Raw genomic sequence first — 15642 nt, 5'->3', positions numbered from 1 at the left:
CCCCCTCCCTTAAGCCAACTGCCGCTTCGCCAATTCCGCAAACAGTCCTTCCTGGCGAATCAGTTCCTGATAATTACCCGTCTGCACCAATTTGCCCTGATCGAGAACAAAAATCCGATCGGCATTAATAATGGTGCTTAAACGGTGAGCAATGACCACCCGGGTCGCTTTTAAACCTTCCAAGCTGCGACTAACGATCGCCTGTGTCCGGTTGTCCAAAGCACTGGTGGCTTCATCGAAAAATATGATGCGCGGCTTACTCACCACGGCGCGGGCAATCAAGAGGCGCTGCCGCTGGCCGCCGGAGAGAGTGGAGCCCCCTTCGCTGACCATGGTGTACATGCCCATTGGCATTTGCCGGATGTCTTCATCCAGACCGACCATCCGGGCAGCCTCCCCGGCATCCTTGATTGTGAGTTGTTTACTGCCCACAATATTGGAAAAAATGTCGCCAACCATTAGATGGCTATTCTGCAGCACCACACCCAACTGTTGGCGCACTCCCCGCAGATCCAGTTGGCTTAAATCCTGTCCGTCGTAATAAACGGTGCCGGACTGCGCTTGCTCGAACCCTAGCAAAAGGCGGAGAAGGGTAGACTTGCCGCTGCCGGATGATCCGACCACCGCCACAAATTCGCCGGGTTTGATGTTAAGGGAAACATCGTTCAGAATGTTAGGCCCGTCCTCGGTGTAGCGGAAATAGACGTGGTTTACCTCGATGTCCCCACTCAATTCCCCGGGCATAGCTTTCGCTTCATCAATTTCAGGCAATGTCTCCAGAATTGGCCTAGCCCGTTGGTAGAGCGGCAATACATTGCTGCTGGCAATCAACGCAGCCGTGGTGGCCGTCGCCGCTGCGATAAACGAGGTGAAGGCACTGTAAAAGGCTAGAAAACTGCCGGTGGAAAGCCCGCCGGTAACCGCTGTGCCAGCCCCGGCATAGAGAACGAGGGAAGCCAGCACCGGGAAGGCACTGTTAAAAGTCGTTAAATAGTTGGTGATGCGCGCGGTTTCCCAAGTTACCTTCCGCATATCTCCAAAAGCACGGGCCCACAGCGCAAAAGCCCGCTTTTCCGCACCCGCTACCCCAAATTTAGCAATACCACGGATCAATTGCAGAATCAGACCTTGGATTTTACCCCCCCGCTCAGCCAATTCGCGTTGCTTACGCATTTGCAGCAGGCCGAATGCAACGGTAAAGGCAATCATCACGATCACGAGCACTAAGGCCTTTAGCGCCAGTTTAAGGTCATATGCGAACAGCAAAAAGAAGTTAAACGAAGAAAACACCCCGGAAATGATGGCTGTAATCGTTAAGCCGGAGAGGATTTTGCGGATGGTATTCATGCTGTTGGCCCTGTCCGCTAAATCCCCCACGCTATATTGGCGAAAAAAGGGAGCCGGCAGGTTTATGACGCGGTCCCAGACCGCTCCCTGCACATCGGCATTGAGGCGGCCTTCCATGCGCAGGAGGGCAACAGAACGGGTTAGTTCAAACATGGCGACTGCCAGAATACTGACAATGAGAATAAAGGTCAGTTGCCCCAGTTGACCACGTTCTGCCTGCGGGATAATGCTGTCGATCAGCTTGCCGGTGGCAATCGGGGTGGCCAGGTTTAACAGCCCGCCTACAATTCCCATCAGTAAGATCATGAGCAGATCCCGCCGCACTTTGCTTTTACCGGCAAACAGAAATAAATCCTTTACCTGTAGGGCGTGCGCCGGGAAAGTACGATAAAAGGCATAAGCAAACGGCTTGATCTGGGCGGCCACTTTGTTATCAACGCGGATCATGGTTTGGCGCACCGGATCATAAAGCTTATAAGCCCCAGCCCGCACCGGGAGCAATGCCACCGGGCACTCATCCTCTTCCAGATACCCTAAGAGGGGGCCATTGTCAGCGCGCCACCACTCCCCCTTCAGGGCGACTTGGCGTGTCCGGATCCGCGATACCTTGGCGATATCATCCAAAGGGTCGCGTGAAGGGCTTTTTTTCAGGCTCGGCGGCAATGGTCTGATTTCAATATTGGCCGCCTCACCCACAAGCCGACAGGCTGCCCACAGGGGATCGTTTACCGCTTCCCGGCCAAGCCCTTCGCTGGCTGACCTATCTAAGACGGCTGACAAATTGAGCAGGGATTCCTCCATCACTCCCTGTTGATCGGCCAACTTCTTGATCTGGCGGGCCCGCTCCTCTTTGTGCGCCTCGGTATGCAGGGCCAACCAATACTTAAACAGGAGTAGGTAGTAATTCCCGAAGTTCAACTTTTGATTCCTGACCAAAAACTCCTGACTGGTCATTATGTCCAACCGGCTGGCGTCCGCCGCCTCCAGCCATGTTCCCGGGGTCACGGGCACAAAGGTGCCGTCCAAGATAGCGTTTGCCGGATCATCTAACCAAGTTAGGCTGCCTTGGCGCAGTCTTGCCCATACGAGTCCTTGGTTGACACTTAAGATTTGTGCTCCGTCCACTTGATACTCCGTTGCCAGCGCTAACTTGACAAAACTCTTAGGTACGGATTTACGAACCACTGCTGCCGTTAATTGGATCAGCCAATTTTCCAGAAGCCCGACTATATTCGAGGTTTGAAGCTTGAGGTTCGAGGTGCGAGTGGATGTATCACTCTTGGGTTTTGAAGGGCTTCGTAGGTCGTAATCATTCTCAACTGGTACTACCTTAGCGGCATGGGGACCTGCTCCAGATATCTGGTCGGTTGCCTTGTTTAGGGCTAAGGCCAGAAAATCTCCCCAGGTGGTTTTGCGCACTTGCGTTCCCGGGGTGCCGTTTACTAGCAGTTGTAATCCCGCCGGCAAGCTCTCCTGATCCAATCCGAACAAAGCCTGGCCCGGCAGGACAGAGAGCAGGTGAAAACGCCGCCCCGTCCTTGTCCGTTCGTTCCCGGGTACGACAAATAATTCGGCCTGACCAGTCTCCACGACCCAGACTACTTCTGGATCATCCAGCCAAAACGTGTTGTTTCCTCCCACCGAAATGGGATCCCCGTTCAACTGGAATAAGTCAAGAGTCTCTTCCGGCACCTGTCTTCCCCCGCTTCATTAAAGTTTTTTCATCGGACTATTGCGCTTGAATCAAATCCTGGTAATGACCCGGCTGCTCTATTAACTGGTCATGAGTACCCCGTTGCACCACTTTACCCCGATCCAAAACAATGATCTCATCGCAATCCCGGATCGTGCTCAACCGATGGGCCACAATCACACAGGTACAGCCACGCCGCCTGAAACTGGCATCGACCTGCTGTTCGGTCTTCGGATCAAGAGCACTGGTCGCTTCATCAAGGATTAAGATGGTCGGATTATTGACTAAGGCGCGGGCTATCTCCATTCTTTGTAACTGACCGCCGCTATAATTACGCCCGCCTTCGGCCATCGGCGCGTCATACCCCCCCGGCCGGGCGGCAATGATCTCGTGAATACAACTATCTTTGGCTGCATGGATTAAATCACTTTCCAAAACTGTGCTATCCCAGAGTGTCAAGTTGTCCTTGATACTGCCCTCGAACATCTGGATATCCTGATCGACCACGGCAAGCGAATTGGTTAAGACTGAACGCGGAATTTGCGTCCTCGGCCGGCCGTCCAACAACACTTCACCCGCCCATGGTTCATAGAGTCCGGTCAGCACCTTGGCCACTGTCGATTTGCCACTGCCGGACGCTCCTACGATAGCTACCCGGGAACCCGGATCTATACTTAAATTGAAATTCTCAATCAGAGGCGGCTCCAGTGGACTATAGCCAAATGTTAAATTGCGCAGTTCAACCCGGCCGCTTAGCTTAACCGATATTTCAGGCATTTCCGGTGCCTCTGATATTGCCGCTGCCTCATCAGAGCCTTCCGATTGCATAATGTGCTGGGCCAAGGGATACTTAAAAACATCGTCGAGCTTATTCATATCCCCTTCCACTTTTTTAAGGGTCCCACCCAACTGCACCATCTGGTTGACCGGTGCCATAAAGCTGGTCATCAGGCTCTGGAAGGCCACCAGCATCCCAATTGTCATATTGCCGCCGATCACCTCATAACCGCCGACGGTCAAAATAACCACATTATTCAATGCGGTCAGAAGATTGGGTACCGCCGTCAGGAAGAGGTTAGTTACTCCGATTTCCTGTTCAGCATTCATCAATTTGGCCTGGTTACCGGCCCACTTGCTGAAAAAGTCTGATTCGGCACCCGTCGCTTTCAACGTTTCAATAATCTGCAAGCCGCCCATCGAAGTACCGACCAGTTTGCCGGATTCCATGGATAAGCGCAAGGTCTGATCCGTTCTCCGCCTGTCGGTCAACCTAAGAAAGGCCATGTTGAGCAGGGCTGCCGCCACGCCGATCACTGTTAAACGCAGATTATATTGAATCATTAAGAATAAGTAAAAAACGATCATCACCAAGTTGAGGGCAGCGTCGGCTAAATCCCGAGTTAAGAGTTGGGCCACCCGGTCATTGAGCATCACCCGAAACCCGATTTCACCGGCCTGACGCTGGTTAAAAAACTCAATGGGCAAGCGCAGGATGTGCCAGAAAAATTCTCCGGACGTGCGCAAGGCGATTTTGGTTTCCAAGCGCAGCAGATAATATTCCTGCAGCCAGGTCAGCCCACCCCGCAACAAGGCGGTCGCCATCATGCCCATTAGTAAAGGCATCAGCCAGTTTTCCATCCGACCCAGTAAAATGTGATCAATGAAAACTTTGCCAAACACAGGAATTAACAAGCCCGGAACCACCAGCAACAAACCGGCTAAGACCACATACACTAAAGCCGATTTAGAACCCCTTAGCCTTGGTCTGAGGGTTTTTAGCAGATTGCGTTTGCCTTTCTCCGGCACAAAATCCGCGGTAGGCGTAAAGATAAGAACTACTCCGGTGAAAGAATTATCAAATTCTTCCGCTGTCACCACACGGGGACCAAAAGCCGGGTCATTCAGGTAAACTTTATCCTGCTTAAACCCTTCCAAAACCAAAAAATGATTAAAATTCCAGTGAATTATGGCCGGTAGCCGTATTGCCCTCAAGGCTTCCGGTTCCTTGCGGTAAGCTTTAGTTTCAAACCCGTATTGGCGGGCTGCCTTGAGGATGTTAGAGGCTTTGCTGCCGTCGCGAGATACCCCACACACGATGCGCAATTCCTCCAAGGGCACTACCCGGCCGTAATAACCAAGGATGATGGCCAAAGAAGCAGCACCGCACTCAACGGCTTCCATTTGCAAAACAGTAGGAGTTTTCACTCTCTTTTGGGTAATCTTTTGGGTATTGCTTCTCATTCATTTCACTCCTCGGAAACTGCTGCAAAACCTTTAAGGGTTCAAATTCAACCAGGCCTCTAATTAAATTGGGGGAAAACCAAAGCTATGGGACGTTGTTTTTTTATCGTGATGGAGCCGCTGGCCAACGTCCCACTGTTCAATCTGAGCGGGGGGCCGCTGGGGGTTGACCATTTATACCTGCTGTATGTATTACTATCCGGGATGATGTCTACTTTCACTTCCAGTGGTGCCCCCATGCCGGACAGTTGGTGTACCAGATTCTCATTGCCTAGGGTCTTCATCATCCCTTGCGCGGTGGCCGGGAATTCTCCGACCGACGTTACCCGGCCCAGCAACAGACCGTATTCCTCTTTCTGAACGGAGGAAGGTGCCAGATTTACTTCCATGCCGGGCATAATTTGTTTGCCTTGGGTCGCCGGAACATACAGAACCGCTTCCAGGTCCTTAATTTGGGCCCCGGAAAGTTCGATACTAATCACCGGTTGCCCCGGCGTGACAAAATCCCCGATGCCGGCTTGCACTTCGAGCACTCGACCGTCAAAGGAGCTGACAACTTGAGAACTGGTTGCTAGTTTATCTTGTAATCCTTTAATATTTTGCTGCTGCTCAGTTATTTTCGCCTGGTTTGCTCCGCTTTTGAGCATTTCCTGCAGCTGCGCCTGGGCGGTGGTAATAAGGACCACTAAATCAGGCTGATCGATGCGTGCAATCACTTCTCCCTTGTGCACCACATGATTGGGCAGCACCCGGATATCCGTGATTTGACCGCCTGAACCGGCGGCGATTTGATGGATTCCCCCGGATTTAAGCAGAATTCCATGGGCCTCGATTTTAGTGGGAAGCGAACCGAATATCCCCCACCCGATCACTGCGGTAATGATTAGACCAAATGCCGTCAAGGTGATCCACCCCCGGGGGGAAGTGACAGTCATCAAGCTGTCCAATTGTTCCGGTGACGATAACCGTTCCAGAGAAACTTTACGGTAGATTTGGGTGCTCATACTCACTCGGCCTCTCCTCTCTCATCTCTCATCAGTATCCGGCATTTGTGTTATAATTCACTTCCTAAAAATATAAGCTATGAGATTAAGATCACTGATAGCTTTTGTGTCTTTTCATCACAGACTTCTCAAAGGGTAAAATATATCATTTGCACTTATTATTTATTCTATATTTTTCGAACTTCATCTGACAATGTACCTAGGTACAGCCGCACAAAATTAAAAGTACAGTCTCTTTTAACTAGAGACTGTACTTTTAGACAGTGACCTGTTATTATCCCCTCAGCAACTGGTTTTTGCATCCGCTACCAGCCCCCTCCGGGCAGCATAGGCAATCACCTGCGCTCTGTTTTCGAGATGCAGCAGTTCGAGGATTCTCTCCACATGGTATTTTACGGTCCGTTCGCTAAGTCCCAAAGACTTCCCCACGTCCCTATATGCTATGCCCTCGGCAATCATCCTGAGTACCTCTAATTGCCGTTGGGTGAGATTCTCTCTCTTGGTGCCATCTACTGTCTGTGGCGAAGTCTTATGGTTATTGGCGTCACTGCGTCTGAATTCTCGTAAGAGCTTGGCTGCAAGGCCGGGGGAAAGAGGAATCTCATCCTTTTCAAGATCGGTCAACCTCTCAACAAGCTCTTGGGCATTAGTGTTTTTTAACAAGTATCCTGATGCACCACACTTTATCGCTTCAAAAAGGTCCTCATCCTCTTCTGATGTAGTAAGCATGACAATCTTGATCTCCGGCATTTCAGCCTTAATCAGCTTCAAAGCATCCAGCCCGCTGACGTCAGGCATCCTAATATCCATTAAAATGATGTCCGGCTCCAGTATCCGGGCTTTTGCATAGGCTTCCCTGCCGTTTATTGCTACACCGGCAACACCAATTCCATGGGTTTCAAGAAGGTACTGTAAACCTTCCAGGAATAGAGGATGGTCATCTACCAGCATTAATTTCATTTATATTAATCCCCTTCTCTTTCCTTAATCGGGACAAATAAATCAATCCGGCTTCCTTTTCCTATTATTGATTTTATATCAATTTGTGCACCAATTTCCGAGGCACGCTCCCGCATTATCTTTAATCCAAACTTGGTTTTATTCGTGTTATCATGCAGCTCCATATCAAAACCTTTCCCGTCATCCTCTACTGTGGCACACAACTGCTCCCGGGCCAGTGAAAATGATATTCTTACATTAGCGGCTTCTGCATGTTTCCTGATATTGTTCAAGGCTTCTTTAAGAATGTTCAGTATATTAAAGCGTAGATTCGGTTTAACTTCTTCCCCGGCAAATCCAAGAGGAATATCCAGTCTTACCTTCAATCCGGTCTGTTCCTCAAAACTCAAAATATCCTTGGTCAATGCCGTCATAAAATCCATTTCCATAGATGCGGTACTCCTGGCATTACGGATATATTCCCTTATCTCATTATGAGCGGATTGAGTCGCTTCCACCAGTTTGTTAAGTTTGGGTGATGCAATTTCAACACCCGCGTTCATGAGCTCCTGCCTGATGCCCTGCGCCTGAAGGTTGATAAAGCCCAGCACCTGCCCCAGGTTATCGTGCATATCCCGGGCCTGCCGTTCCCTCTCCTCTGTGACTGCAAGTTTCCACTGCTGTTTCAAATACTCCTGGTGCGCCTGCTTTTTTTCAGTTATATCATAGTTAACAATAAGCCTGCCAATCAAGGTGCCCTTGCTGTCGGTAAGTGGAGAAATGAATAACTCATAAACCTTTGACACTCCGTTTATGTTTATTGAAAACTCTCTTTGAGCAATACTCCTGTCAACACAGGCGTTTACCAATTCCGGGATTTTAACGCACACTTCTTTAACTGTTTTTGAAATAATTCGGGCCACAGGATAACCGACTATTTTTTCAAAGGCTGGATTTATATCTAATACCCTATCTTGTAAATCCAGGACCATAACCCCTGCGTCCATGGTCTCAATCACAGTGGCACGTGCTACAGGAACTACGTCAAATAGCTTAAAGCGATAGATTCCGAAGGCAATAATCAAATTGGCCGGCCCAAAAAGCGCCGCTGTAATATCGAATCTTTTTACCGGACTGAGGCCCAAAACATATAGAATATTGGGTATTAAGGTTAAACTTAAGCCAATAAACAGTGCCATCGCCTGTTTCCTGTAAACGCTCTTTTTAAAAAATACCGCAACTATAAGCAGTACCCAGGCGGATATATTCAGCAAATGTGCGTACAGCGCATGGACAAGAAAAACAGGGCCATATTCTTTCTCGAGCACCGGAAATGCACCGCTGTAATCCATATGTATATCATATCTAACCAAGCCATATAGTCTGTCAGTCCAGACAAGCAGGATGATGATCGTCGGTATAACCGCAATCCATAACAAAAATTTTTTATTCCGAATCCACCGGTCATATCCACTGAATTCCATGCACAAGGCAAGCAGGATTACGGGAGAATAGCCATAGGCGATATACTGTATGTTCGCCCAAAAAAGCTTAGTGGAGAAATCTGTACTGGACATCTCCAGAGCATTGCCTGAAGTCCATATTGCAACCAGAATCATAAGCAATATGAAATATGTGGAACCTTTCACATTTCGCCGCTTTACTAGGGCATAGATTCCAAGGGATAGTGAGATTAAGGCAGAGGCGATTAGCGGCCATATGTAGGGAATATATTGAAACGCTATAATCTCCTCCCCCCCTTCACTGATGTCCTTTTCTTCGTGGAGTTAGTAGCCAATTTATGTATTATTAACCTTATCGTAGCACAAAAAGACTGTGTTTTAAACACAGTCTTCCTCTTAAAATGGCCGCCATTTAGGCGCTTATTTCTTCAACCCGTATAAATGTGGATTGCATCTCTTAGAAATGCTGCCGATCCAGGTTGTTTCTCATCATAATATGCGGTAAACCTCGGATCATCGACATACATCTGAGCCACTCCTGCATGCGCCTCTTTCGAGTAGCTATCCCAATAATAGCATAACCACCGGCGATGAAGATCTGCTGCTTTTTGGGCTAATTCGCCGGCAGGATCACCGGTTTGAAACGCCGCCTGAAGGGTTTCCATAACCTTATTCGTAAGCTTCGTAACCTCATCGTATTGTTCTCATCACGGGATAACTATACACCTTTACGTTACGTTAATGTAAAGCGGTTTTTAATATCCCATCTCCTTAAGAATCCTTGATAAAGTACGCAAGCGCTCACCTATAAGCTCGTCATCATTACTGAGAGCCTGGTTGAATAATTTAAGATCTTCATCGATCTTTTCATTATCAGTACAGACGGCCACCGTCATGGCATCACCCTGTAAACCCACTCTGTCAATAATAGGATTTTCGGTATCGTATAATTTTTCATAGCGATAAGCTTCACGAAAATGAAGTTTTGCTCTACAGATTAGAATTGCAAGATCCAGTACACGGTGAAGTGGTAATTCCTCAGACTGTCTCGACCATTTTTCTCCGGTATATCTCCATACCTTGGCTGAAACATCAACCTTACCACGATCATTCCACTGAGCTAATCCTAAAGAAAGCCCTTTTGCATCAGAATTATAAGCATATCTTCCATCCACATTTTCATAGTTCTCAGAGACAATTACCGGTTTATGCTTTAAAGTTGTTGGTATTTTCATGAATTCAACCTCCAAATTTGTTTACTGATCTAGTAACCTAGTTGTTTACTAAGTAACTAGGCTGATTATACTTCTTCTAACACGCCATGTCAAATAAAACGGAAAAACCGCTACAAAAGTAACGGCTTCAAATTCATTTGCTTTTTAAGTTGTTTTGCCTTTATTTAATAATTATCATAAGTCGCTCCTAGAACTCTTCAACTTCCTTTACTGTCCTTAGCCTATTTCTTTGGAAGAAAGCAATCATCAGGATAGCCGCAATCAGCGCCATAACTGAACCATAATAAAATGGTGCTCTGTTATTAACCTGATCGTAAAGTAAGCCTGCAATAACACTGGCCGGAAGAAGTGTTATTCCTATCAGGCTATTGTATATTCCCAGGCCGGTGCCCCTTTTATTCTTATCAATGAGATCTGAAACCAAAGCCTTCTGAACCCCGTCCGTTGCAGCACTGTAAAGTCCGTACAAGGCAAAGAGCATAACGAGCACAACTTTGCTGCTTGTCCTGCCGAATCCGAAATAGATAATTGAATAAAGCAGGTAACCAAAGATAATCAGTCTTTCCCTCCCAATTTTGTCTGACAATATTCCGGCAGGAACAGCGAATATGACCGACACAGAGTTGAATATCAAATAAACAATGGGTATAAGGGCAGCTTGAATTCCTATATCACTGGCTTTAACTAAAAGGAGAGCATCTGTTGAGTTCCCCAAAGTAAAGATAAAAACTATTCCTAAAAAAACATAGTATTTTTTGGAGAAATCCTTAAAAGTAATCTTTCCGAGGGGTGCCGCCTTCTCAGATTTTGCTTCCTTAACAAAACGAATAATAGAAATCAGCCCCAATAAGCCCGGTGTGGCGGCAAGGACAAATACCAGGCGGTAATTGCCAGGGAAAAGCAATAAGATGCCTGAGGCCAGAAGTGGTCCTATTATGGCTCCGCTGTTATCCATCGCTTTATGAAAGCCAAAATTCTTACCTCTTGTGGAATCTCCCGAAGAAACGGCTATTAAACTGTCCCTAGGAGCTGTTCTTATTCCTTTGCCAACCCTTTCGGTAAACCGAATAATTAGAACCTGAAACGGAGTCGTTACTAAGGAAAAGAGGGGGGACAGAATTGCTGTGAACGCATATCCAACGATCATAAAAGGTTTGTTCTTGCGAATTTTATCACTCCACCAGCCTGATAATGCTTTCAGGATCGAAGCTGTGCTTTCGGCAATTCCTTCAATTAAAGAAAGCTCCGTTTTCGAGGCTCCTAAGGTCATTAAGAATAACGGCATAACAGCATAGATCATTTTTGTGGTAGTATCCGTTAAAAAGCTGGTAATTCCAACGAAAAAAATGTTTCGTTCAATGCCTAAAATCTTTTTTGAGGACATTTTTTCTTCACTCATCATTACTACCTCATTAAGTTCTTTACCGGCGGTATCAATCTCGCCGATGAGTATATTAACGTTTTCGAGAAGCATGGGCACTGGAAAGACTCTGCGATCATCATCCAGGGTGATGGGGTTCTCAACTTAAAATTCAGGCGGGGTAATTGCCGAAATAAATATCAAATCCTCTGTACCAATGCTCCAAATCTTATGAGGAATACTGGAAAAATAGTAGATACTATCTCCTTCGGCCAAAAAGTAAACTTCTTCCCCGATCTGAATTTTCATCTCACCCTGAATCACGACAATGTTCTCTTCTCCAGGGTGAGTTAGTGGTTCATCGCAGGTCACTGCACCCGGCTCCAAACGTGCCATCATCATCTCAATGCTGCGGTTTAAATCAGGTGATAAGAGCTCAAAGGTAAGATGGGAATCGGGAAACTTCAAAATCTGACGCTCATCTTTTCTTACGACTGGGTTTGATTTGGCCTCATCCATAAGGAAATAAAATATGGGTACATTAAGCGCATTGGATATACGTCTTAAGGTAGTGATGGACGGATCCGTTAGACCCCGCTCGACTTGGCTTAAAAACCCTTGAGTTACACCGGTCCTTTCTGCCAACTCCTTGAGAGTGAGTTGCTTCTCCATTCTTTTAAGGCGAATCTTATTACCCAACATGCTAATAATACTCTCCTATCTCTCCTCCCTGTCATATGACAGGCCTAATGCTCCGGGCGCAGCAAGCCGTCCCTTGTGCCGCGCTACGACCATCACTAAAACAATAACTGTAAACAGATAGGGAAGCATTTTGAGAATAAAAGGCGAAATTGCGACGCCCATTACCTGAAGACGAAAACCCAAGGAATCAATTCCGCCGAACAGATAAGCGCCCAGCAAGGCTCGCAACGGGTTCCAGAGGGCAAAGATAACCAAGGCTACAGCAATCCAGCCGCGGCCTGCCGTCATGTTCTCCAGCCAACTGGGGGCATAAGCCAGAGAGAGGTAGGCTCCCCCAATCCCACTCAAGACGCCGCCTGCAACGACATAAACATATTTTAAGGCAAAGACATTTAGACCCAGGGCATCCGTCGCCGCCGGATTTTCACCCAGTGCCCGCAGATTTAATCCTGGCCGGGTATGATACATGAAATAGAAAAGAAGTATCACCAACCCATAGCTGATATAAACTAAAACATCATGTTGAAACAGAACCGGGCCGAGTACCGGGATGTCTGCTAAAGGACCCAGCGGTACGGGAGTAAAAGCCTTCGGCACGGGAATTCCGACGTAGTTTTTGCCCAAGTACCCACTGAGCCCTGTTCCAAAGATCACTAAGGCTAATCCACTTACTACCTGATTGGCCCGTAAGGTAATAGTTAGAACGGCATGAATCAGGGCAACTGCACCCCCTGCCAGCATTGATGCCAACAAACCCATCCAAGGGCTGCCGGTAGCAACAGTCATCATAAACCCAGCCACCGCTCCAACAAGCATAATTCCTTCAACACCCAAATTGATAATTCCCGCACGTTCAGTAATCAGTTCTCCCAGAGCGGCAAAGAGAATGGGCGTACCAGCGGTGACAGCGGCTGCCAATAACGGTATCAAGAACTCATTACTCATTTTTCAATTCCGCCCCTTTCCCTCTTGCCAGTTTGACGCGGTAATTTGTAAGCACTTCCCCGCCCAGTACGAAGAATAGGATCGCACCCTGGAGCATTGCTGCTACGGCAGCGGGAACACCTTCAATTTGAACTGCGTAACCGCCTACCTGGAGAGCCCCGAATAGAACAGATACTATAACAATGACCAGCGGATTCAATTTACTGAGCCATGCGATAATAATGGCGGTATATCCGTAGCCCGAGCTGAGGCCGTGTTGAAGCCGTCCAACGATGCCGCTTACCTCGGTCATCCCGGCCAGTCCCGATATTGCTCCACTAATTAACATAACCAGAAAAATATTTCTTTTAATATTTATGCCTGCATACTGGGCTGCCCTTTCACTTGAGCCAATCACTTTAAGGTCATAGCCCCAACGCGAGTACTTGAAAATCACGGTCAGGAGAATAGATAATAGCACCGCAATAAGTAAACCGGCATGGACACGGGAATCTCCCAACCCTGGCAGCCTTGCTGCCTCAGGAAAAGGAGCAGTGAAAGGAAAATTTAAGCCCTTTGGATCCTTCCAAGGACCGTAAACTAGGTAGTCCACCCATAGGATCGCGACATAATTAAGCATTAAGGTGGTAATAATTTCGTTGACCTTCCAAATAGCTCTCGGTATCGCAGGCAGAAGACCCCAGATTCCGCCCGCCGCCATGCCCAACAAAGCCATACCCGGCAACATCAAATAGCCTGGCAGGTTAGGATAGGTCAAAGGGAGCCAGGTTGCGGCAAGCGCCCCCATGTATAATTGTCCCTCGGCACCGATGTTCCACAGTTGCATTTTGAAGGCCACAGAAATCCCCAAAGCGCTAAGCATGAGAGGGATGGCTTTGACGATTGTCTCAGAGATTCCATATTTCGAACCTAAGGCTTCCCCAAACATCGTGGCGTAAACCGCAAGCGGGTTTTCTCCGGTTAAGGATAAAAAGACCGCCCCCAACATCAGGGCCAACAACACCGATATGAAAGGCACGGTTATAACCATTACCGGCGAAGGGTTCAATCGTTTTTCGAGATTAAATGTAAGCCGGCTCATTGTCATTGTTCCTTTCTTTCACTGAGCGGGAACCCGTCATTAAAAGCCCCACTTCTTCCAAATCAGTTTGTTCAATGGGGAAATCCCCGTTCAGTTGACCATTGAACATCACACCTACCCGGTCAGCTAATTTGAAAATTTCATCTAAGTCCTCGGATATGAGCAGAATCGCTGTCTTGCGAGTCTTTAGCTCCAGCAGCAGTTTATGCACCGCCTCAGTGGCCCCGATATCAAGCCCACGGGCCGGGTAAATGACGACCATAAGTCTGGGTGAACCGGAAATTTCCCTTGCTAATAATAGCTTTTGCAGGTTCCCGCCAGAGAGCATTTTTACCGGCTGGCGCAGATTGGCGAGCTTCACCTGGTACTGGTTAACCAGAGTCTCTGCATGCTTTTGGATTACCTTTGGTTTCAGCAGCCAACGTCCCGAGTATTGGGGCTGATGATAGTTTTTCAAAATCAGATTTTCCATGGCATTAAGTTGGGGCACCAACCCCATGCCTAGGCGATCCTCAGGAACATAACTTACCCCCAGGTCAATAATCTGACGGGGCGATAGCTTGGAAAGATCCTGGTTATCCATGCGAATTTTACCGTTTACAAGCGGCCGTAAACCTGCAATGACTTCTGCCAGTTCGCGCTGACCATTTCCAGCAACCCCTGCAAGACCAAATATTTCCCCTTCCCGTACCTGAAGCGAGAACTCCCGTAAGGAAGGAAGCCCCAAATCATTGAGGGCTGTCACCTTATCCAGTTCTAAAACAACCCGGCCCCCGGAAGAAGGTTTTCTATCATAATTCATAACTACATCCCTGCCAACCATTAAACGGACCATCTCCTCGGCAGTGACTTGGCTCTTTTCCAGTACTCCGGCCAGCTTTCCCTGGCGCAGTACAGTAACCCGGTCTGCCACCTCCTGAACTTCATTTAATTTATGAGTTATCAGGACCACGGCACAGCCTGCAGCAGCCATGTTGCGTAAATTGATAAACAGTTCTCTCGCTTCCTGAGGTGTTAGCACAGCAGTGGGTTCATCCAATATCAAGACTTTAGAACCGCGGTAAAGCATGCGCACGATCTCGACTCGCTGCTTTTCACCCACGGAGAGCTGCCAAATTTTAGCGTCTGGATTCAAAACCAGCCCGTATTTTTTGCTAAGCTCATTAATCTCTGATTTAAGTTTTTCCGCTGATAGAATAAAGGAACCTTTTTCGCCAAGAGTAATATTTTCAGCCACACTAAAGGGCTCTACCAGCTTAAAGTGCTGGTGCACCATTCCAATACCGCAGGCAATGGCATCCCTGGGTGAACGGAATTTTTGCTCAACTCCACTTACCAGTATCTTGCCGGCATCAGGCCGGTATAGTCCGGCAAGTATAGACATTAGGGTACTTTTCCCGGACCCATTTTCTCCTAAGACAGCATGGATTTCTCCGGGGTAAATATCCAGGTCCACCTGATCATTCGCCAGCACCCCTGGAAATTTCTTTTCAATTCCCTGTAATTTAATGAGTGGCTGTTTCATTTCTTTACCCCTTAATTAAGACTGAATTTGATGTAGACTGCTATCATGCTTAAAACAGGAGGCTGTGATTTTAGTCAGCCCCCTGTTGTATTAGAACAATTAATTAA

General features: G+C 47.7%; 11 protein-coding genes and 1 pseudogene. All 12 read right to left on the bottom strand.

Features of this window, described 5'->3' with window-relative positions; all coding sequences use genetic code 11:
* Positions 1 to 9: 9 nt before the first annotated feature.
* The 12 genes and pseudogenes from ACYQ2N_RS19585 to ACYQ2N_RS19530 all read right to left on the bottom strand — a co-directional run bounded on the left by ACYQ2N_RS19585 (position 10) and on the right by ACYQ2N_RS19530 (position 15535).
* Entirely contained in the window at positions 10 to 3039 is a 3030-nt protein-coding gene (locus ACYQ2N_RS19585; RefSeq protein WP_460001095.1) for an NHLP bacteriocin export ABC transporter permease/ATPase subunit, read from the bottom strand.
* A gap of 37 nt (positions 3040 to 3076) precedes the next feature.
* Positions 3077 to 5281, bottom strand: coding sequence for an NHLP family bacteriocin export ABC transporter peptidase/permease/ATPase subunit (locus ACYQ2N_RS19580; RefSeq protein ID WP_460001094.1), 2205 nt, complete (start codon positions 5279 to 5281; stop codon positions 3077 to 3079).
* Positions 5282 to 5340: 59 nt separating this feature from the next.
* Positions 5341 to 6285, bottom strand: a complete 945-nt coding sequence (locus ACYQ2N_RS19575; protein ID WP_460001763.1) for an NHLP bacteriocin system secretion protein — start codon at positions 6283 to 6285, stop codon at positions 5341 to 5343.
* Positions 6286 to 6567: 282 nt separating this feature from the next.
* Positions 6568 to 7245, bottom strand: a complete 678-nt coding sequence (locus tag ACYQ2N_RS19570) for a response regulator (RefSeq protein ID WP_460001093.1) — start codon at positions 7243 to 7245, stop codon at positions 6568 to 6570.
* Between the two features lie 5 nt (positions 7246 to 7250).
* Positions 7251 to 8933, bottom strand: coding sequence for a histidine kinase N-terminal 7TM domain-containing protein (locus tag ACYQ2N_RS19565; protein ID WP_460001762.1), 1683 nt, complete (start codon positions 8931 to 8933; stop codon positions 7251 to 7253).
* Positions 8934 to 9115: 182 nt separating this feature from the next.
* A pseudogene (locus tag ACYQ2N_RS19560) lies at positions 9116 to 9391 on the bottom strand (TipAS antibiotic-recognition domain-containing protein); the annotation flags it as partial.
* Positions 9392 to 9442: 51 nt separating this feature from the next.
* The gene (locus ACYQ2N_RS19555) at positions 9443 to 9922 is read right to left on the bottom strand and encodes a DUF6530 family protein (protein ID WP_460001092.1); all 480 of its coding nucleotides are present in this window, start codon (positions 9920 to 9922) and stop codon (positions 9443 to 9445) included.
* A gap of 187 nt (positions 9923 to 10109) precedes the next feature.
* A complete protein-coding gene (locus ACYQ2N_RS19550) occupies positions 10110 to 11306 on the bottom strand; it encodes an MFS transporter (protein ID WP_460001761.1) in 1197 nt (398 codons plus the stop codon).
* A 141-nt stretch (positions 11307 to 11447) separates the two neighbouring features.
* Positions 11448 to 11984: a helix-turn-helix domain-containing protein gene (locus ACYQ2N_RS19545; RefSeq protein ID WP_460001091.1), complete on the bottom strand. Its 537-nt coding sequence runs from the start codon at positions 11982 to 11984 to the stop codon at positions 11448 to 11450.
* A gap of 15 nt (positions 11985 to 11999) precedes the next feature.
* Positions 12000 to 12929: an ABC transporter permease gene (locus tag ACYQ2N_RS19540; RefSeq protein WP_460001090.1), complete on the bottom strand. Its 930-nt coding sequence runs from the start codon at positions 12927 to 12929 to the stop codon at positions 12000 to 12002.
* Complete coding sequence (locus ACYQ2N_RS19535; RefSeq protein WP_460001089.1) at positions 12922 to 14010, bottom strand: ABC transporter permease; 1089 nt, start codon at positions 14008 to 14010, stop codon at positions 12922 to 12924. The genes ACYQ2N_RS19540 and ACYQ2N_RS19535 overlap by 8 nt, the downstream gene beginning before the upstream one ends.
* A complete protein-coding gene (locus ACYQ2N_RS19530) occupies positions 13991 to 15535 on the bottom strand; it encodes an ABC transporter ATP-binding protein (protein ID WP_460001088.1) in 1545 nt (514 codons plus the stop codon). Before ACYQ2N_RS19530 ends, ACYQ2N_RS19535 begins: the two co-directional genes overlap by 20 nt.
* Between the last annotated feature and the right edge of the window lie 107 nt (positions 15536 to 15642).

The sequence above is a fragment of the Paradesulfitobacterium aromaticivorans genome, assembly GCF_054657415.1.
This window is presented reverse-complemented; position numbering and strand designations above follow the sequence as displayed.

Coding starts and splice junctions, on each gene's coding strand:
- ACYQ2N_RS19580 (WP_460001094.1), bottom strand. CDS start 5,281: ATGAGAAGCAATACCCAAAAGATTACCCAAAAGAGAGTGAAAACTCCT.
- ACYQ2N_RS19575 (WP_460001763.1), bottom strand. CDS start 6,285: ATGAGCACCCAAATCTACCGTAAAGTTTCTCTGGAACGGTTATCGTCA.
- ACYQ2N_RS19570 (WP_460001093.1), bottom strand. CDS start 7,245: ATGAAATTAATGCTGGTAGATGACCATCCTCTATTCCTGGAAGGTTTA.
- ACYQ2N_RS19555 (WP_460001092.1), bottom strand. CDS start 9,922: ATGAAAATACCAACAACTTTAAAGCATAAACCGGTAATTGTCTCTGAG.
- ACYQ2N_RS19550 (WP_460001761.1), bottom strand. CDS start 11,306: ATGTCCTCAAAAAAGATTTTAGGCATTGAACGAAACATTTTTTTCGTT.
- ACYQ2N_RS19545 (WP_460001091.1), bottom strand. CDS start 11,984: ATGTTGGGTAATAAGATTCGCCTTAAAAGAATGGAGAAGCAACTCACT.
- ACYQ2N_RS19540 (WP_460001090.1), bottom strand. CDS start 12,929: ATGAGTAATGAGTTCTTGATACCGTTATTGGCAGCCGCTGTCACCGCT.
- ACYQ2N_RS19535 (WP_460001089.1), bottom strand. CDS start 14,010: ATGAGCCGGCTTACATTTAATCTCGAAAAACGATTGAACCCTTCGCCG.
- ACYQ2N_RS19530 (WP_460001088.1), bottom strand. CDS start 15,535: ATGAAACAGCCACTCATTAAATTACAGGGAATTGAAAAGAAATTTCCA.